The sequence below is a fragment of the Roseobacter sp. AzwK-3b genome (assembly GCF_000170875.1).
Lineage (GTDB): Bacteria > Pseudomonadota > Alphaproteobacteria > Rhodobacterales > Rhodobacteraceae > Roseovarius > Roseovarius litoreus.
Genome location: NZ_ABCR01000006.1, coordinates 152,724 through 170,730, shown reverse-complemented (window position 1 = coordinate 170,730; position 18,007 = coordinate 152,724). Strand labels below are relative to the sequence as shown.

22 protein-coding genes and 1 tRNA gene are annotated in these 18,007 nt (G+C 61.4%); 17 read left to right on the top strand and 6 right to left on the bottom strand.

The window, feature by feature from the left end:
- The first annotated feature begins 42 nt into the window (after positions 1-42).
- The 8 genes from RAZWK3B_RS12550 (at position 43) to RAZWK3B_RS21465 (ending at position 5,611) form a co-directional block, all read left to right on the top strand.
- On the top strand, positions 43-333 hold the full coding sequence (locus RAZWK3B_RS12550) for a hypothetical protein (RefSeq protein ID WP_157132245.1): 291 nt from the start codon (positions 43-45) through the stop codon (positions 331-333).
- Positions 330-647 carry a hypothetical protein gene (locus RAZWK3B_RS12545; protein ID WP_007815658.1) on the top strand — a complete coding sequence of 106 codons (318 nt, stop codon included), beginning with the start codon at positions 330-332 and terminating at the stop codon, positions 645-647. The genes RAZWK3B_RS12550 and RAZWK3B_RS12545 overlap by 4 nt, the downstream gene beginning before the upstream one ends.
- Entirely contained in the window at positions 637-3,405 is a 2,769-nt protein-coding gene (locus tag RAZWK3B_RS20235) for a hypothetical protein (protein ID WP_007815656.1), read from the top strand. The genes RAZWK3B_RS12545 and RAZWK3B_RS20235 overlap by 11 nt, the downstream gene beginning before the upstream one ends.
- 2 nt (positions 3,406-3,407) lie before the next feature.
- Positions 3,408-3,704, top strand: a complete 297-nt coding sequence (locus RAZWK3B_RS12535) for a hypothetical protein (RefSeq protein ID WP_007815654.1) — start codon at positions 3,408-3,410, stop codon at positions 3,702-3,704.
- A 1-nt stretch (position 3,705) separates the two neighbouring features.
- A complete protein-coding gene (locus RAZWK3B_RS12530) occupies positions 3,706-4,242 on the top strand; it encodes a hypothetical protein (RefSeq protein WP_007815652.1) in 537 nt (178 codons plus the stop codon).
- Positions 4,235-4,915 carry an NlpC/P60 family protein gene (locus tag RAZWK3B_RS12525; protein ID WP_007815650.1) on the top strand — a complete coding sequence of 227 codons (681 nt, stop codon included), beginning with the start codon at positions 4,235-4,237 and terminating at the stop codon, positions 4,913-4,915. The genes RAZWK3B_RS12530 and RAZWK3B_RS12525 overlap by 8 nt, the downstream gene beginning before the upstream one ends.
- A gap of 3 nt (positions 4,916-4,918) precedes the next feature.
- On the top strand, positions 4,919-5,173 hold the full coding sequence (locus RAZWK3B_RS12520) for a hypothetical protein (RefSeq protein WP_007815648.1): 255 nt from the start codon (positions 4,919-4,921) through the stop codon (positions 5,171-5,173).
- A gap of 207 nt (positions 5,174-5,380) precedes the next feature.
- Entirely contained in the window at positions 5,381-5,611 is a 231-nt protein-coding gene (locus RAZWK3B_RS21465) for a hypothetical protein (RefSeq protein ID WP_198133285.1), read from the top strand.
- 188 nt (positions 5,612-5,799) lie between these two features.
- Here RAZWK3B_RS21465 and RAZWK3B_RS12510 read toward each other — a convergent pair.
- Positions 5,800-5,876, bottom strand: a tRNA-Ile gene (locus tag RAZWK3B_RS12510).
- Positions 5,877-5,983: 107 nt separating this feature from the next.
- On the opposite strand from RAZWK3B_RS12510, the gene purM reads away from it, so the two are divergent.
- The 3 genes from purM (at position 5,984) to rnd (ending at position 8,858) form a co-directional block, all read left to right on the top strand.
- Positions 5,984-7,030 (top strand): phosphoribosylformylglycinamidine cyclo-ligase, encoded by a 1,047-nt coding sequence (gene purM, locus RAZWK3B_RS12505; RefSeq protein ID WP_007815643.1) that lies wholly within the window; start codon positions 5,984-5,986, stop codon positions 7,028-7,030.
- Positions 7,027-7,620, top strand: coding sequence for a phosphoribosylglycinamide formyltransferase (gene purN, locus RAZWK3B_RS12500; RefSeq protein WP_007815640.1), 594 nt, complete (start codon positions 7,027-7,029; stop codon positions 7,618-7,620). The genes purM and purN overlap by 4 nt, the downstream gene beginning before the upstream one ends.
- 80 nt (positions 7,621-7,700) lie before the next feature.
- On the top strand, positions 7,701-8,858 hold the full coding sequence (gene rnd, locus RAZWK3B_RS12495; protein ID WP_007815638.1) for a ribonuclease D: 1,158 nt from the start codon (positions 7,701-7,703) through the stop codon (positions 8,856-8,858).
- A gap of 12 nt (positions 8,859-8,870) precedes the next feature.
- Here the strand turns inward: rnd and RAZWK3B_RS12490 are convergent, their stop codons facing one another.
- Positions 8,871-9,386 carry a hypothetical protein gene (locus tag RAZWK3B_RS12490; protein ID WP_007815637.1) on the bottom strand — a complete coding sequence of 172 codons (516 nt, stop codon included), beginning with the start codon at positions 9,384-9,386 and terminating at the stop codon, positions 8,871-8,873.
- A gap of 124 nt (positions 9,387-9,510) precedes the next feature.
- On the opposite strand from RAZWK3B_RS12490, the gene RAZWK3B_RS12485 reads away from it, so the two are divergent.
- The gene (locus tag RAZWK3B_RS12485; RefSeq protein WP_007815636.1) at positions 9,511-9,921 is read left to right on the top strand and encodes a SufE family protein; all 411 of its coding nucleotides are present in this window, start codon (positions 9,511-9,513) and stop codon (positions 9,919-9,921) included.
- Positions 9,922-9,930: 9 nt separating this feature from the next.
- Here the strand turns inward: RAZWK3B_RS12485 and RAZWK3B_RS12480 are convergent, their stop codons facing one another.
- Together RAZWK3B_RS12480 and RAZWK3B_RS12475 are read right to left on the bottom strand one after the other, a co-directional pair.
- The gene (locus tag RAZWK3B_RS12480; RefSeq protein ID WP_007815635.1) at positions 9,931-10,584 is read right to left on the bottom strand and encodes a DUF1638 domain-containing protein; all 654 of its coding nucleotides are present in this window, start codon (positions 10,582-10,584) and stop codon (positions 9,931-9,933) included.
- Between the two features lie 76 nt (positions 10,585-10,660).
- Positions 10,661-11,365, bottom strand: coding sequence for a cobalamin B12-binding domain-containing protein (locus RAZWK3B_RS12475; protein ID WP_007815634.1), 705 nt, complete (start codon positions 11,363-11,365; stop codon positions 10,661-10,663).
- 197 nt (positions 11,366-11,562) lie between these two features.
- On the opposite strand from RAZWK3B_RS12475, the gene RAZWK3B_RS12470 reads away from it, so the two are divergent.
- Positions 11,563-12,675, top strand: coding sequence for a PA0069 family radical SAM protein (locus tag RAZWK3B_RS12470; RefSeq protein WP_007815633.1), 1,113 nt, complete (start codon positions 11,563-11,565; stop codon positions 12,673-12,675).
- Positions 12,676-12,681: 6 nt separating this feature from the next.
- Here the strand turns inward: RAZWK3B_RS12470 and bmt are convergent, their stop codons facing one another.
- Together bmt and RAZWK3B_RS12460 are read right to left on the bottom strand one after the other, a co-directional pair.
- Positions 12,682-13,698 carry a betaine--homocysteine S-methyltransferase gene (bmt, locus tag RAZWK3B_RS12465; RefSeq protein WP_007815632.1) on the bottom strand — a complete coding sequence of 339 codons (1,017 nt, stop codon included), beginning with the start codon at positions 13,696-13,698 and terminating at the stop codon, positions 12,682-12,684.
- Between the two features lie 307 nt (positions 13,699-14,005).
- Positions 14,006-14,320, bottom strand: a complete 315-nt coding sequence (locus RAZWK3B_RS12460) for a DUF1476 domain-containing protein (RefSeq protein WP_007815631.1) — start codon at positions 14,318-14,320, stop codon at positions 14,006-14,008.
- Positions 14,321-14,478: 158 nt separating this feature from the next.
- Here RAZWK3B_RS12460 and purC point away from each other — a divergent pair, with 158 nt between their 5' ends.
- Genes purC through RAZWK3B_RS12440 form a run of 4 tightly spaced genes read left to right on the top strand, consistent with a single transcriptional unit; the run spans position 14,479 to position 18,006 of the window.
- Positions 14,479-15,240: a phosphoribosylaminoimidazolesuccinocarboxamide synthase gene (purC, locus tag RAZWK3B_RS12455; RefSeq protein WP_007815630.1), complete on the top strand. Its 762-nt coding sequence runs from the start codon at positions 14,479-14,481 to the stop codon at positions 15,238-15,240.
- A gap of 58 nt (positions 15,241-15,298) precedes the next feature.
- Complete coding sequence (gene purS / locus RAZWK3B_RS12450) at positions 15,299-15,538, top strand: phosphoribosylformylglycinamidine synthase subunit PurS (RefSeq protein ID WP_007815629.1); 240 nt, start codon at positions 15,299-15,301, stop codon at positions 15,536-15,538.
- Positions 15,538-16,206: a phosphoribosylformylglycinamidine synthase subunit PurQ gene (purQ, locus tag RAZWK3B_RS12445; RefSeq protein ID WP_007815628.1), complete on the top strand. Its 669-nt coding sequence runs from the start codon at positions 15,538-15,540 to the stop codon at positions 16,204-16,206. Before purS ends, purQ begins: the two co-directional genes overlap by 1 nt.
- Before the next feature lie 39 nt (positions 16,207-16,245).
- Positions 16,246-18,006 (top strand): sensor histidine kinase, encoded by a 1,761-nt coding sequence (locus RAZWK3B_RS12440; RefSeq protein WP_007815627.1) that lies wholly within the window; start codon positions 16,246-16,248, stop codon positions 18,004-18,006.
- The last annotated feature ends 1 nt before the right edge of the window (position 18,007 follow it).

Genomic DNA, 18,007 nt, shown 5'->3' with positions numbered 1-18,007 from the left:
GCCTGAACGCATGTGGTTCTTATGGCGATGATGGCGGCTGTCATGACAAAACCGACCTTTAATATGCAAATCTCCCTTGGGAGCGTTTTGCAAATTTGCGCTTTGCTGGTGGCTGTGACAGCCGGATGGATGCGGTACGAGGCGGGGATCGCCGCAAACTCACGAAGCGTTGAAAACCTGACGTCGAAGGTGGCGGCGACAGAAGATAGAACCCGCGACCTCGAACAAAATTTTGTCCGACAAGACGAGCGGATGACCAGCATTTTCGCACTTCTCAGCCGGATCGACAGTCGTTTGGAGCGCATAGAAATGCGTAATGGTGATGGGCGATGAGACGGGCAGAAGCAATACGCGGCGACACTTTCATCGCCAATGGCACCTACACCGACGATCAGGGCGTACCTGTCAATCTGACAGGATATTCTATTGCCTGCCAAGCCAAGGGCAACGGCGCAACGTTGACCCTGACCAGCCAGATCACTGACGCGGCCAATGGCCAATACACGCTGACCGCTGATCCTGCCACGACGCGGGACTGGGAGCCGGGCGATTACCTCGCTGACATTGAATACACGCTTGCCGGGGTGGTGAGCAGCACGGACCGCTTCGTGTTTCGCGTGCTGGAGGATGTGACCAATGCCGACTAACCTTGAGATCACCAGCGGCAAAGGCAAGCCGATTATCTTGGAGATCGGCGGGGCCGGGGCTCTTGCCAGCACGGCGGCGGCGCAGGCGGCAACGTCTCAGGCAGCGGCGGCGGCAAGCGCATCGAGCGCGGCGTCGTCGGCCACGGCAGCGGAAGGCTCGGCCACGGCGGCTGCGGCGTCCGAAGCCGCCGTCGAAAACAACAAGACCGTTGCAAGTGATAGCGCAAGTGCCGCCGTGGCGAAAGCGATCGAGGCTATTAACGCCTCGAACAGCGCGTCAGCGGCAGCGGCCAATGCTGTGGACTCTGAAAATGCGGCTGCATCGAGCGCAGCGACCGCTTCGGCGGCGCAGGTAGCAGCAGAAAGCGCGCGTGATACCGCATCGGCTCACCGCCTGAACGCTCAGAACGCAGAGGCGGCGGCGGAAACCGCGCAGGCGGCGGCTGCATCCAGCCAAGCCGCAGCCTCGGCCAGCGAAGCCAATGCAGCCACGTCAGAGGCGAACGCCGCAACATCGGCTAGTGAAGCGCAAAACGCAGAATCAGGGGCCTTCGCGATCTACGGGTCAATTTCGGCGGTCCAAGCGGCGGTTATCGACAGCCAGTCTGCCCGTGACCAATCCCAGGCAGCCCGAGACACCGCAAACAGCCACAAGCTGGCCGCCGAGGCCGCAGCAACCAGCGCCACAAGCACAGCAGCATCTCTGACAGGCTTTGACCTCGCAGCAATCGCTGAAACCAAAGCCGATACCGCAGTCGATGTCTTTGTGTATGACACTTCACGGGATAGCGACGGCGGGGCATGGCGCAAGCGCACTCAGCACACAAGCTGGTATAACGAGACGCTGAACACTGCCATCCGTGGTTCTCGCCGTGAGTTCCCTGCGGTGGCAGTGATTGTCCTCACCGCCCAAAATTTGACGATCTATGACGGTGATGACCCGTCGCTTCCTATGTGGATGGTCTTTGATGATAGTTACGAAGATATGGTGCCTCAGAATGCCAATCAAAGAGCCATTTCGGCCCTAAATGGCATCATATGCAATGGGGCAACACAGTTCGCTCAGGTTAATTTTATTTTGGATAATGGACTAAGGCTCGCTAGTAACACCTCTGGCCACTACCAAGGCAATATTTCTGAGAGAAATGCTGCTAGAGGATATGACACTTCTATCAGCGTAAGAATTGTCAACAACAGTGTCAGAGACGTCGCCATGACTGTCCTCCCCGACGCCCCGATTGACCCTGCGACTGGGCTTCCTGTGCCTACGATTGCGGTGGCGACTGATGGTGGCTACAGCCAAATCGGCTGGGATGGGGTTTCCACGGACAACGTCTGGGATGCGGCTTCGCTTAGTGCGGCCGCTCGGACATGGTCAAAGGTGGAGTTTACGAAAGACAATCAAATAGTTGGCAATATCGGGTATGATACCAACAGCGCATACGGAGCCGTTTTGGTATTTGATCCATTGACCGCTGATGTGTCTTATAATGGTAATGCTTTGATTGACGCTACAGCCCAGACCAATGATATTTTCGAGGTCTACAACGGTCGGGCACAACCAGTTCAAATTGAACCATATGGAAGCAACACTCTGCGCAGCGTAAGCATAAGCGCCGTCGGGAACTCCATAGCCGTTGCAACTAGCCTGCGCAGCGCCCTCGCCCTCGTGGAACGCAATCCAGATGCGCCTGAGACGGGCATGCACGCCCTGCTGACCTCCACCTACAACACCGGCTACATGCCCGCCAACATCAAGGGTGCGTTCCTGTCCGACACCGACGACACTGATCTGGTGGGCGGTGAGCTGGTGACGAATGGCGGGTTTGATACGGACCTGACGGGCTGGAGTGATGTTGGGGCAGACACAACAGCGTCTGTTGTAGATGGGAAGCTAAAAATTGAGATAGCCGCAGGGTTGGGTGATGTTGTTGCTGTAGAGCAAGATATAACAACCGTTGTTGGCCTTTTGTATGAGTTTCGTTATACGATAGTCGGCTACACAACAGGTAGATGGACTACTCAAGCATCTCCCGGTTACACCTCCAGTCAAGGGGCTGGGATTGGAGAACAAGTCGTTTATTTTGTGGCAAGCTCAACTACCACAACTATTAAACTGGGTAACGGGCCATTCCAAGCTGATGTTGGGGAGTATGTTGAGTTCGACAACATCTCCGTCCGCCGCGCAGACGCAGACCGCTCGATGAACGCCAACGGCCTGATCGTCAACGGCACGATCACCCGCACCCTCGATCCGGGCGAAGAGTTGGTATGGTGCACCCTCAGCGACGATTGCACCGTTACGCTTCCTTCCGACATATCCTCAAGCGGGATGGTGGTCTGGTGGGAGAAGGTTTCAGGCGTCCCGACCTTTTACGCAAAAGACCTGTCAGGCGGCACCAGCTATGTCAACTTGACGCCCGGATCGCCGCCAGCAAGCATCACGTTCAGCGGTGCAGATATGACGATCAAGGCGGGGCGTCCGATGCGGTGCGTTCGGCCCTCCGGCTCGATCTGGACGCTTGACCAGCTTGCCAAGACCTACAACGACGAGCGCCTTGCCTTCGCTGGCCCTTGTACCCTCTACGGCGCGTCTGACGCTGTGACAGCCCTCGCCCATGATCCTGTGACCGACCTGCTTCATGTGGGAACCAGTGCTGGCCGTAGCGTGTTCCAAGGGCTTCGTCGAGTAGACAACACAACTGACGCTGTCGGAACGGCTATCAGTGCAAGCAACAATCTGATCGTGGAGGAATAATCATGACAGTTCGGATTAACAAACCCGCGATTAACCTGCGTGAAGCTCTCGCCAAACTCGCTGGCCTCAACCCTACGCCTAAGCAAGAGACGTTCTTCTACTCAGGCGACAGTAGTGAAACTGACTTTCCTCTGCCCGAAGGCTGGAAGCCTGTGAACGTCTTTGTTGATGGTGGTCTCTACCGCCCCGGCTCAGGCGAGGACTACACAATCAGCTATGACGGCTTCATCTACACGGTAGTCTTTGCTGTCGCCCCGGCTGCGGTCGATGTGGGCATTATCTGCGAACAGGAGGTGTGACATGACGGTATTTATCCAGAAGGGTGATGCACCTATGAGCTACCGTCAGGCAGTCAAGCGCGGGCTGCGTTATTTCGAGGCCGAGAAGGCCTACTGGCAGCGTGAGCAAGGGATCGTTCAGGGCGACACCGCCTACAAGGCTTGGGCGGCGCAGTGGGTTGACGACAATGTGGTGAATGAGGCCAACAACATCTTCAACCACCAGCTGGCTGCGTACCGCGCCGCTTTGGGCCGCCTCGACCAATACATCCTGGCAGACGGCCGGCCCGAGGTCACCGAGGAACAGGAGACCGGCCAGTTTGACCCGGAGACCGGCGAGCCGATCACGGAAGCTGTGGTCGTGCAGAGCGCCATTGATCCGGTAGAGCCCACCGTCGAGCAGGCAGTCTATGACGAGACGACGGGAGAACAGACCGGCACCGAGACGGTGACCAACCCTCTGATTGTGAAGGACGAGGCGGAGCGCGCTGAGGCGCAAGCGGTTATCGCCGCCACCCCGGCTGAGGTTGTGACGTTCCATGATGCACTCAATGTTTGAAAAGGACTGGCGCACAATCCAGTCACGCTTGTCGCTTCTGGGCTTTGATCCCGGCCCGATCGACGGCGTTCGCGGGCCGCGCACGGATGCGGCGATCGTTGCGTTCAAGAAGTCTGTTGGCCTGCGTGCCCGCGCCTACTATGGCCCTCTGACACACCAGGCGCTTATGTCGGTGCCAAAGCCGGAAACTCATGTGCCTTGGTTCGCCGAGGCTCAGAAGATGATGGGGATCCACGAACAGCGTGACGTGTCTCAACTTTCAAACTGGTTCTATCACACGGTGGCTTGGCTGGACCCGCGGGAGGTGCCTTGGTGCGGCGCCTTTGTCGAGACTTGTTTCAAGCTGTGGGATCCAAGCTGCAAAACGCCAAGTAACCCATTGGGTGCGCGTAACTGGAGCACCTTCGGGATGCCCATGCAGCCGTGCCTTGGCGCGGTGCTGGTGTTCTGGCGCGGCAGCCCGAGCGGATGGAAGGGGCATGTCGGCTTTTATCGCGGCGAGGACGAGACGCATTTCCATGTTCTCGGCGGGAACCAGAAGAACGCTGTAACCGTTACGAGGATCAGCAAGGACCGTCTTCTGGATTCGCGCTGGCCGCGCAAGTTCCCGTTCATCACCAACAAGGTGCATGTGTCGAGCAATGGCGTTCCTGTGTCGCGCAACGAGGCTTGATTCATGGACGAGATGATCGAGGGGCGCACACGAAGCTGGAAATACCGCCGTCGGGCTGCGTTCGGCCTCTTGGCATTCGGCTGTGGCGGCTTGGCGTATCTGCTGGTCGAGGGCAATGACAGCGAACTGCACCGGCAGATCGCGTCGGGCCTCGTGACGATCGTGGTGGCCACCATTGCGGCCTACATCGCGGGCGGGGTGGCTGACGACAAATTCCGTGATCAGCACGCCGATACCTATCGCTGGCGGGCAGGGTGATGCCGAACCCTTGGCTGATACTCGGTGCCATTGCGGTGTTGGCCGGCGCCTGGGGGCATGGGTATTGGCGCGGAGGGGAGGCGTGTCGCGCTGCGCACAACGCCGAGATCATCGAGCGCCAAAGGGAGGCGCAGAAACTGAATGACGCCCGCCTAGAGGCGCTGCAAGAGCGCGACCGGCTGGCGCGAGAGCTTGAGGAAAGCGCGTATGCGGATCCTGTTACTGTGGAGCGTTGCCTGGGCCCTGACCGGGTGCACCGGCTCAACAACCTACGTTGAAGGCGCAGACCCCTGCGCGCGCCCGGTGTCGCTGCCAGCCGGGTATCTGAACGATCGCCAGGTCGAGCTACTGTGGTCACGTGATCGCAAGGCGCTTCTGGATTGCGGCGATAAGGTCGAGGTCCTGAGCGGACGAGAAGTCAATTCAGATCCCGAGTGACGGGATGCGCGGCGGGTCGCTCACCCGTCTCTGATTTAGAAAGGAGAGCCCTTCTGAATCAGTGTTTCACGCTCCTAACTGGCCCCGCTTCGGCGGGGTCTTTTTTGTCGAGTGGGTGTCACGCGGCCCTATTTGCGCGTGACACTTTTCCCGATTTGTCTATTAAAAACAACGGCTTAGTTTTTTGGTGGTAGGCCCGGAGGGACTCGAACCCCCAACCAAAGCGTTATGAGCGCTCTGCTCTAACCAATTGAGCTACAGGCCCGACCTGAGGCTTTCGTAAGCACGCAGTCCCGGGGCGTCAAGGCTTTCAGATTGCACCGGGCAGGGGGATCGTCTAACGGAGTGGCGAATTCATCTGGAGGGCCCGAGATGACCGAGCGCAGGACTGGGATTACATATGCCGATGCCGGTGTGGATATCGATGCGGGCAACGCGCTTGTGGACCGGATCAAGCCTGCGGCCAAACGCACCAACCGCGCCGGTGTGATGGCTGGTCTTGGCGGGTTCGGTGGGCTGTTCGATCTGAAGGCAGCCGGCTACAACGATCCGATCCTTGTGGCTGCAACAGATGGCGTGGGCACCAAGCTGCGCATCGCGATCGATACCGGCAATGTGGATGGCGTGGGGATCGACCTTGTGGCGATGTGTGTCAACGATCTGGTGTGTCAGGGCGCCGAGCCGCTGTTCTTCCTGGATTATTTTGCCACTGGCAAGCTGGAGACGGACAAGGCCGCGCGCATTGTCGAGGGGATTGCCGAGGGCTGTGTGCGGTCGGGCTGTGCGCTGATCGGGGGAGAGACCGCCGAGATGCCGGGCATGTACCCGGAGGGGGATTTCGATCTGGCGGGCTTTGCCGTGGGTGCTATGGAGCGCGGCGCGGACCTTCCGGCGGGCGTCGCCGAGGGCGATGTTCTGCTGGGGCTGGCGAGCGATGGCATTCATTCCAACGGCTACAGCCTTGTGCGCAAGCTGGTCGAGCTGTCGGGTCTGGGCTGGCAAGATGCCTGCCCCTGGGCCGAGGGCACGATGGGAGAGGTTCTGCTGACTCCGACGCGACTTTATGTGAGGCAGGCGCTGGCAGCGGTGCGGGCCGGGGGCGTGCATGCGCTGGCGCATATCACCGGTGGCGGGCTGACCGAGAACGTGCCGCGTTTCTTGCCCGAGGGTCTGGGCGTCGAGATGGATCTGGACGCATGGGCGCTGCCGCCGGTCTTCGAGTGGTTGCGCGAGCAAGGCGGCATGGAGCAGGCCGAGATCCTCAAGACCTTCAATTGCGGGATCGGGATGGTGCTGGCGGTCGAGGCGGACCGGGCCGAGGCGCTGAGCGCGCTGCTGCGCGAAGAGGGTGAGACTGTTTATCAGCTGGGCCGCGTCACCGCGACCGAAGGGGTGGCCTATACGGGGCGTCTTGGGTGACCAAACGCGTCGCGATCCTGATTTCCAGGGGCGGCTCCAACATGGTGTCGCTGGTTGACAGCATGACCGGCGATCACCCCGCGCGCCCGGTGCTGGTGCTTGCCAATAGCGCAGATGCCGGGGGGCTGGAGAAGGCCCGCGCGCGCGGCGTGCCGACCGCAATTGTCGATCATCGGCCCTTCAAGGGCGACCGGTTTGGGTTCGAGGCGGCGTTGCAGGAAGAGCTTGAGCGACACGCGCCGGATATCATCTGCCTTGCGGGCTTCATGCGGGTGTTGACCGAAAGCTTTGTGCGTCGGTGGCAGGGCCGGATGCTGAATATTCACCCCTCGCTTTTGCCCAAGTATCGGGGGCTGAACACCCATGCCCGCGCGCTCGAGGCGGGCGATGTGCAAGCAGGATGCACGGTGCATGAGGTGACGGCGGAACTGGACGATGGTCCGGTGCTGGGACAGGCGCGGGTCGAGGTGCTGCCGGACGACACGCCCGAGACGCTGGCAGCCCGGGTTCTGCAGATGGAGCACGCACTTTATCCGGCCGTGCTGCGCCGGTTCGCGGGTGGCGACCGCCGACCCGTCATGATGCCCTGACAGATGCAAGGGCATTTCATTTTCCCCCGGCTTTGTCTTATACCGGACGAACGGCCCGGAGCAGGAGCAGATAAGATTTCATGAAAACGCTGACGACAACCGAGCAACTCGAACAATTCTGCACCCGCGCCCGCCAGTTTGACTATGTCACCGTGGATACCGAGTTTCTGCGCGAGCGCACCTATTATTCCAAGCTGTGCCTTGTGCAGCTTGCCGTGCCGGGCACTGGTGCGGAGGATGCGGTGCTGGTGGACCCGCTGGCAGGCGATCTGTCGATGGCGCCGCTTTACGATCTTTTCCGCGACGAGTCCGTGGTGAAGGTGTTTCACGCGGCGCGGCAGGATCTGGAGATTTTCTTTGTGGATGCCGGTGTCATTCCTGCGCCCCTGTTCGATACGCAAGTGACCGCGATGGTCTGCGGATTCGGCGAGCAGGTGGGCTATGAGACACTGGTGCGCAAGATCGCCAAGGAACAGTTGGACAAGACCTCGCGCTTCACCGACTGGTCGCGCCGCCCGTTGACCGATGCGCAGAAGAAATACGCGCTGGCGGATGTGACCCATCTGCGCGACATCTATGAGTTTCTGGCACGCAAGCTGGCCCAGTCGGACCGGCAGAAATGGGTGACCGAGGAATTGCAGGTGCTGACCGCGCCGGAAACCTATCGGGTGAGCCCCGACGAGGCATGGAAGCGGGTCAAGACGCGCAACGCTTCGGGACGATTTCTGGCCATCGTGCGAGAGTTGGCGCGCTTCCGGGAGGAATACGCGCAGGCCCGCGACGTGCCGCGCAGCCGGGTCTACAAGGACGATGCGCTGGTCGAGCTTGCCTCGACCAAGCCTGCGACGCATGAGGATTTGTCCCGGTCTCGGCTGCTGTTGCGGGAGGCCCGCAAGGGCGAGATCGCGGATGGAATCCTCAAGGCGGTGCAGGCCGGGCTGAATTGCCCGCCCGAAGAGATGCCGAAGCTCGACAATTCGGCGGCCAAGATGCAGGTCAACCCAGCCTTGGCGGATCTGCTGCGGGTTCTGCTGAAGGCCAAGAGCGAAAGCTTTGGCGTGGCCTCGAAGTTGATCGCAAGCGCGTCCGATCTTGACATGATCGCGGCGGGCGAGCGCGATGTTCCGGCGCTGAGCGGGTGGCGGGCCGATGTGTTCGGTCTGGATGCGATACGGCTGTGCGAAGGCAAGATCGCCCTTGCGGCCAAGGGCAATGATATCTGCACTGTCGAGCTGTGAGGGTGGGGGGCGCTAGCGCCCGGTGGTCATCACGTTGCGCGCACCGATCACCCGGATGGTGGTGATCGCTTCTAGATCCGTGGCCGATAGCGCGCGCCCGGTCGTGACCGTCCGTGACCGTTCAGGGCCTTGCGGCGTGTCGTCGGGCTGGAGCGCTGCGAGGGTCAGTTCCAGAACGCCGTTCACAGGCTCGCCTTCGGTCTCCGAAGTCAGGCGCACGTCATAGGCGCCTTGGCGCAGGGTCACGCCTTCGACGCGAATGATGGCGCCGATGCTGGTGCGTTCGACGGTGAGCGCGGTGATCTGATCGACGGGTGTGCCGTCATACACCTCTTCGACAGCGCGGCGCCGGAAGATACTATTGGTCTGCTCGGGGATCAGCGGATTGGTCTGGGCCGGGCTTTCGGACACAGGCTCGGACCGGCTGTTGCCGAACCAGTTGGAGGGGTTGACGCGCGAGTCGCGCCAGCCGCCACATGCCGACAGGGTCATCGAAACGATCACAAGACCTGCAAGAGATTTCCGCATCACAACCGCCCTTCTGTCTTTCTTCCCGGTTATCCTATCCGGGCTGCGTTGAAAAGGTGCAAGCTGGGTCTGGACCTTGCCGGCCTGTCTGCCTAGGTCTTGGGCGACAGGATTGGAGCAGGTCATGGCAGCTGAAGCTTTTGAGGATATCGTTGCGGATTTCGAGTTTCTCGACGATTGGGAGGACAGATACCGCTATGTGATCGACCGGGGCCGGTCGATGGAGGCGCTGGACGATGCGTTGAAGGTGCCGGCCACCAAGGTGGATGGCTGCGCAAGCCAGGTCTGGCTGCATCCGAAGATCGAGGACGGGCGGTTCAGTTTCGAGGGTGACAGCGACGCGATGATCGTTCGCGGCCTGATCGCGGTGCTCAAGGCGCTCTATAACGATATGCTGGTGGTGGAGGTGACCAAGGTCGACGCCCCCGCGGAATTGGCGCGACTGGGGTTGAACGACCATTTGTCGGCGCAAAGATCCAACGGCTTGCGGGCAATGATCGAGCGTATTCGCAGCGTCGCCGCCGAGGCGGCGTGATCGCGCGGGTCAGGCGCCTGTCGCCTGACGCTGCAATGCCGTGGCAAGATCGCCATATCCCGTGAACCGGTACTCAAACTCGAGCCCCAGCCGATCCGCGCAGGCGCGCGCCTTGGCGAGAAGGGCCGGGTCTTCGGTCTGGGCCTGATAGACCAGCTTGGTGTAATTGCCGAACAGCATGTCGCGCAGCTCGGGGTGGCGGTCCAGCCCCATGGGTTTCCACACGAAGGCGTCGAACTGCTTGACGAGAAAATCGGTGAGGTAGAAGGCGGTGATCTCGTCCTCGGCATGGGCGGCGAAGGCCTCATTACCCTCCAAGAACGCATAGCAATGCGGGCCGGGGATCATCTCGACCCCCAGAGCGTCGCACCGCGCCTGCAAGAGGCCGCCCGTGCCGCAATCGGCATAGACCACGAAAATCAGGTCATAGCGGTCGCGGTTGCGGCTGACCGCGTCGTCCACGGCGGACACGATGCGGTCGGGATAAAGATGCAGCTTGGCGGGCAGGCATTGCAGGTCGAGGTGCTCCCAGCCGTTGATCCGGATCAGGGCGAGGATCTCACGCGCGAGGGCACCGCAGGCGATCAGCAGGATGCGACCCGCGCCGCGCCGCAGATCGGCGCCGGTTTCGGTCAGGGTCGTGTCATCAGGCAGATCGGTCATGGCATCCCCCCTAAACGGCGAACGGCCCGCGCGAGGGGCGGGCCGGTGCCATCGATGGTTCGGCGCGCCAGCACGCTCAGGCGGTGGCGGCCTGATTGTGCTTGCGCTTGACGTATTCCTTGGCAGTTTCCACAGCCACGGCGGCATCCCGGCAATAGGCGTCCGCGCCGATCGCCTTGCCGAATTCCTCGTTCAGCGGAGCGCCGCCCACAAGAACGATATAGTCGTCGCGCTTGCCCTGTTCGACCAGCGTGTCGATCACCACTTTCATGTAGGGCATGGTGGTGGTCAGCAGCGCCGACATGCCCAGGATGTCCGGCTTGTGCTCATCCAGCGCCGCGAGATAGTTTTCCACCGGGTTGTTGATCCCGAGATCGACCACTTCGAAACCCGCGCCTTCCATCATCATCGACACGAGGTTCTTGCCGATATCGTGGATGTCGCCCTTGACGGTGCCGATCACCATCGACCCCATGCGAGGAGCGCCGGTTTCGGCCAGCAGCGGCTTGAGGATGAACATCCCGCCTTTCATGGCGTTGGCAGCCAGCAGCACTTCGGGCACGAAGAGGATGCCGTCCCGGAAATCCTTGCCGACGATGGTCATGCCCCCCACCAGAGCCTCGGTCAGGACGCGGTACGGCGCCCAGCCACGCTCCAGAAGGATATTGACGCCTTCCTCGATCTCTTCCTTGAGGCCGTCATAAAGATCGTCCCACATCTGTTCGACGAGCTCCTCGTCGCTGAGATCCGCCAGGATGATTTCGTCTTGGTCTTCCGACATGGCCGGTTTCCTTGCTCTGGTGGCGCTTGCGCGCACGATTGGCTATTGTCTGGGCGCAGCTATCGTCAATTTGTCGCATATGGACTTTCCGAATTGCGACACTGGCCGCCCTTGTACCGACCTATAGCCGGGAATTGGAGGCTTTGGTCTTGAAAACTTGTCATGAACTATATGCTGTTGTTGCAAATGTTCCCCATATGTTCCATTTTCTGGCGATGGAGCGAGAGACCAGCATCAATCCGGGCCAAAGGGTGATCGGACGGGGCGCCACGGACAATGCCGCGGGGCGTCATGAACGGCATGTTCGGGTCTTTGACAGCGACGGATGGGAGCCGCGGGCGCAGGACGAGGATACTTCGGTGCTGCGCACCGAAATACGCGCAGAGCTGCCGCGGCGGATCATCACCTACAACCGCTCACCCGATCTGCCGTTCGACCGCTCGATCAACCCTTATCGCGGTTGCGAGCATGGCTGTGTTTATTGCTTTGCCCGGCCCAGCCATGCCTGGCTGGGCCTGTCGCCGGGGCTGGATTTCGAGACGCGGCTGGTGGCGCGGCCCGAGGCGCCGCGCGTTCTGGTGCAGGAATTGCGCAGCCGGTCCTACAAGGTGGCGCCGATCGCCATCGGCACGAATACCGATCCCTATCAGCCGATCGAAAAGGAGCAGCGTATCACGCGCGCCTGTCTGGAGGTTCTGGCGGAGTGCGGTCATCCGGTGGCGATCGTGACGCGCGGCACGCTGATCGAGCGCGATATCGACATTTTGTCGGTCATGGCGGCGCGGGGACTGGTGCGGGTGGGCGTGTCGGTGACCACGCTGGATGCGGGCCTTGCACGCCGGATGGAGCCGCGTGCACCGTCGCCCACACGGCGTCTGGCCACGATCTCCCGGCTGAGTGCGGCGGGTATTCCGGTGCGGATCATGGCCGCCCCGATGGTGCCGGGGCTGAGCGATCACGAGCTTGAGGCGATCTTGCAGGCGGGCGGGCAGGCGGGGGCGCAAGCGGCAACCTGGATCATGCTGCGTCTGCCGCTGGAGGTGGCGCCGATGTTCCGGCACTGGCTCGAGGCGCAATACCCGGACCGTGCGGCACGCGTCATGGGGTTGGTGCGCGAGATGCATGGGGGGCGCGACTATGACCCTGCATGGGGGCGCCGTATGCGTGGCACGGGGGCTTATGCGCAGATGGTTGCGCAGCGGTTTCGCGTTGCGGCAAGGCGGCTTGGACTAGACCGGCCACAGCCTGACTTGCGCTGCGATCTCTTCCGGCCGCCGGAGCGGCCGGGGGATCAACTGGCGCTGTTCTGAGTCGGGTCAGCCGCGACGGCGGCCACGCCGTTCGCGCTTGGGCCCGTCATCGTCATCGCCGGTGCCGTCAGCCGCGGATGAGAACGGACCGAGTGCTTCGGTGATCTGCTCGAGGGTGGGGCGTTCGCCGCGCGGGCGGGTCGACAGGGCCTCGTGCATCTTTTCAAGATGCTCGGCTGTGGTGCCGCAGCAGCCGCCGATGATGGTGGCGCCGCTGTCGCGCGCCAGAACCGCGTAATCGGCCATCAGCTCGGGCGTGCCGTCGTAATGGATGTGCCCGTCGTGATATTTCGGGATCCCTGCATTGCCCTTGGCGATGATCGGGCGGTCGGTGCCTTGGGCTGCAAAGCCGAGAACGGTGCGCAGAAGGTCGGACGCGCCTACGCCGCAATTGGCGCCATAGCCGAGTGGCGGATTGGCCAGACCTTCGACGACGTTGACCATGTCAGCCGAGGTTAGGCCCATCATGGTGCGCCCGGCGGTATCGAAGCTCATCGTGCCGCACCACGGCATGCCGGCCAGCTTGAACGCCTCGGCGGCGGCCTTGTATTCCTCGGGGGCGGAAATTGTTTCGAGCCACAGCACGTCTGCGCCGCCCTCTTTCAGCCCTTCGGCCTGTTCATGGAAGATCTCGACCGCCAGTTCATGGGTCAGGGCGCCCATAGGGGCCATGATCTCGCCGGTAGGGCCGACCGAGCCCGCGACGATCACGGTGCGGTCGCGCTTGTCGGCGACCTCGCGGCCGATTTCGGCGGAGATGCGCGACAATTCGCGGGCGCGTTTTTCGGCGCCGTGCAGCTTGAGACGCGCGGCATTGCCACCGAAGGAATTGGTGAGGAAGATGTCGCTGCCCGCATCCACCGCCATCGTGTAAAGCCGCGTGATCCGGTCGGGATGTTCGTCATTCCACATCTCGGGCGCGTCGCCGGATTCGAGCCCCATGTTGAACAGATTGGTTCCCGTCGCACCGTCGGCCAGAAGCCAGTCACGGGTTTTCAGCAATTTGGACAGGGCATTGGTCATCGATGGGGCTCCTTGATAAAGCGTTTCGCGAAAAACCTGACTTACTGGTTTTCGTGAACTGCACTGCTCCGTTCAATCGTTGTCGGCGCTCCGTCTTTGGCTGATGCCTCAGGTTAAAGGCGGAACGCTTCAGGTTGCGCGTGGATGTCTCATGTTTGGCAGATATGCGCAAATTCATTTTGCTCAACTCGGACCTGAGCGGCAGTCCGATTGGCAGGGCGATTGAAGGGAATGGCGCACAAAGAAAAACGGGCGCGCCCTGTGTGGCGGGCGGCCCGTCGGGAACTTTTAAGGCATGAGAAAGCGGTCAGACCTCTTTCATCAGCTGGTCTTTGGCGATGAGCATAAGCTGGTCCATCTTGCCGCGGATCGTGTCGGCATCGGCCAGATCACCCAGATCACCGGCGACCTTGCGCACGACATCCTCGTGGCCGGCTTCTTCGAAATCGGACAGCACGACTTCTTTGGCATAGGCGTCGGCATCCGCGCCGGTCTTGCCCAGAAGCTCGGCGGCCCACAGGCCCAGAAGCTTGTTGCGCCGCGCCTCGGCGCGGAATTTCATTTCCTCGTCATGGGCGAATTTGTTCTCGAATGCGTTTTCGCGATCGTCGAAAGTGCTCATTGGCGGGTTTCCTCAGCAGGCGTTGGCGTTTGCCAAGGTATGCAACTCAATCCGCGCAAGGGCAAGGGCCGAACGCGTTCTTGCGACAATCGGAGGCATAGACTAAGACAGCGCTGAGATCAGTGGGGAGTCGGCCCCGGTCCAGAGATGGAGGCTGCATGGCGCGGCGCAAGAAAATCTACGAAGGCAAGGCCAAAACGCTCTATGAGGGTCCCGAACCGGGAACCATCGTCCAGTATTTCAAGGATGACGCGACCGCCTTCAACGCCGAGAAACGGGCCGTGATCGAGGGCAAGGGTGTGCTGAACAACCTGCTGTCGGAATATTTCATGCTCGGATTGTCCAATATCGGCATCCCCAACCATTTCCTGAAGCGGCTGAATATGCGCGAACAGCTGGTACGGGCCTGCGAGATCGTGCCGCTCGAGATCATCGTACGCAACTATGCCGCGGGCACCATGGCCAAGCGTCTTGGCATGGACGAGGGCACGCAACTGCCGCGTCCGATCGTGGAATATTGCCTGAAGGACGACAAGCTGGGCGATCCTCTGGTCACCGAGGAACATATCGCCGCCTTCGGCTGGGCCAGCCAGCAGGACATGGATGACATCCTGAGCCTTGCGCTGCGCGTCAATGATTTCCTGTCGGGTGTCATGTATGGCGTGGGCATTCGTCTGGTGGACTTCAAGATCGAGATCGGCCGCGTCTATGAGGGCGATTTCCAGCGGCTTATCGTGGCTGACGAGATCAGCCCAGACAGCTGCCGGCTTTGGGATATCGAGACTGGTCAGAAGCTGGACAAGGATGTGTTCCGCCGCGATCTGGGCAGTCTGACGGATGCCTATACCGAAGTGGCCAACCGGCTTGGCGTGATGCCGAAAGGGGCCACGCCGATGAACCGACCGACGCTGATCAACTGATCGCGCGGCCAAACTGGCGGCGGCGCGGGGCGCTGCCCGAAGAGACGGGAAGACGACGATGAAGGCACGAGTGCATGTGATGCTGAAGAACGGTGTTCTGGACCCACAGGGCGAGGCCGTGCGGCACGCGCTTGGCCAGCTTGGGTTCGACGGTGTGGAGGCGGTTCGGCAAGGCAAGGTGATCGAACTGGATCTTGCCGAGACCGATGCCGAGGCGGCCCGCGCCAGCGTCACCGAGATGTGCGAGAAGCTGCTCGCGAATACCGTGATCGAAAGCTACAGCGTGGAGATCGCCTGATGCACGCGGCTGTCATCGTCTTTCCGGGATCGAACTGCGACCGGGACATGGCCGTCGCCTTCGAGAAGGCCGGGGCCAAGGTGTCGATGGTCTGGCACAAGGATACCGCGCTGCCGAAAGATGTGGATATCATCGGTGTTCCGGGTGGCTTTTCCTTCGGCGATTACCTGCGGTGCGGGGCGATCGCGGCCAATTCGCCGATTTGCCAGTCGGTCGTGGCCCATGCCGAAAGGGGCGGTTATGTCCTTGGCATTTGCAATGGGTTTCAGGTGTTGACGGAAACGGGCCTGCTGCCGGGCGTGCTGCTGCGCAACGTGAACCTCAAATACATCTGCAAGCCGGTGCGCCTTCGGGTCGAGACCGCCGACAGCGCCTTTACGGCAGGCTATCAGTCGGGGCAGGAGATCACGGTGCCGATCGCGCATCATGACGGCAATTATTTCGCCGATGGCGAGACGCTGAAGCGTCTTCATGGCGAGGCGCGCGTGGCCTTCACCTATTGCGACAATCCGAACGGGTCGGTCGACGATATCGCGGGCGTGCTGTCTCAGAACCGCCGGGTTCTCGGCATGATGCCGCATCCCGAACGCATGGCCGAACCGTTGCAGGGCGGAACCGATGGCGCGGCGATGTTCCGTACGCTTGTGGACCAGCTTGCCGAGGCATGACCGCTTGAGCGAAGTCGCGCTGCGTCGTAGACTGCGGCAATGAGCAAAAAACGACCGTCGGCCCGTCTCAAGGTGTCAAATACCACCACCTGGCGTCTGCGCCTGGTGTTCATTGTGTTGGTCGCGCTGGCGGTGGCGGTGGTGTTCGTCACCAACCGTCTGCTGACCGACAGGTTCACCGAATCCACGCGCAACCGCGCGGAATTGCGGCTGGTGCTCTATTCCGGCAACCTGCTGAGCGAGCTGCGCCAGAATGCCATCGTCCCGCAATTGCTGGCACGCGACCCGTCGCTGATCCTTGCGCTGGAATCGGGTGATTTCAGCCAGTCGAGCCAGCGGCTTATTTCCTTTCTTGACGAGATCGGCGCGGCGTCGCTGACGCTGCTGGACAGGGACGGTCGGGCGGTGGCGGTGACGGACCGGAACCTGTTGGGCAAGAACCATCGGCAAGCGCCTTATTACGTGGACGCCTTGCGCTCGAGAGATACGGTTTTCAAGGTACTTGAGGACGAAACGGGCGCGTATCGGTTCACCTATTCGCGGCGCGTGGAACGCCAGAACCAGGTTCTTGGCGTGATCGTGGTCGAGGTGGATCTGGCCAAGTATGAGCGTGCCTGGTCGGGTATATCTGATGCGGTTCTGGTGACCGACAGCGAGGGGCGGATCATTCTTGCGACAGAGCCGCGCTGGCGCGGGCTGAGCGAGGAAGAGGCGCTGCGCCGAGAGCCGGTGGACACTGCGATAGAGCGGGCCATCCAGGCGACTGCAGGCTGGACCGCGCTGCCTGCGGATGCCTATGTGCGAGGCGAGGCGGTGATGCGGGTCGAGGGCAGGGTGGCGTTTCGTGGCTGGAGGATCGCCAGCTTCACCACCTATGCCAGTGTACGCGAGAAGGTGAACGGGTTTCTGGCGCTCGAGATCATGGGATTCGCGATTCTTCTGGCGCTTGCGTTCTGGGTCCTGAACCGCCGCACGACGCTGCGCATGGCATTGTTCCAGCGAGAGTCGGCAGAGCTTCGCGCATTGAACGTGCGCCTGCAGCGGGAAATCGCCGAACGCGAACGCGTGCAGGAGAACCTTGCCGTGGCCGAACAGACCCTTGCGCAAAGCTCGAAACTGGCGGCCTTGGGAGAGATGTCCGCCGCCGTCAGCCACGAGTTGAACCAGCCCCTGGCGGCGATGAAGACCTATCTTGCGGGCGCGCGGTTGCTGCTCAACCGGAACCGGCCGGACGAGGCGCTGTCGTCGTTCCAGAGGATCGACGATCTGATCGAGAGGATGGGGTCGATCACGCGGCAGTTGAAATCCTATGCCCGTCAGAGCGGTGACACGTTCGCGCCTGTAAATCTTGGTGATGCGCTGTCTTCGGCGCTGTCGATGATGGAGCCGCAGCTGCGCCAGCGGCATGTCAATATCACCCGGACCCTGCCTGAAGAGCCGGTGCTCGTGATGGCCGATAGGGTGCGGGTGGAGCAGGTGATGATCAACCTGTTGCGCAATGCGATGGATGCCACGGAAGGCACCGACGATGCCTCGATCGACATTCTGCTGGCTGCCGGTGAAACGGCGGTTCTGACGGTGCGCGATAACGGGCACGGGATCGAGGATTTCGACAATCTCTTCGAGCCGTTCTACACCACCAAGCAGCCCGGTGACGGGGTCGGCTTGGGGCTTGCCATTTCCTCGGGTATCGTGAACGACCTTGGGGGTCGCCTGACGGCGAGAAATGCGTCGGGCGGGGGGGCTGTATTCGAGGTGCAGCTTCCTATCTTGACCGAAGAGACCCGTGCAGCGGAGTAAC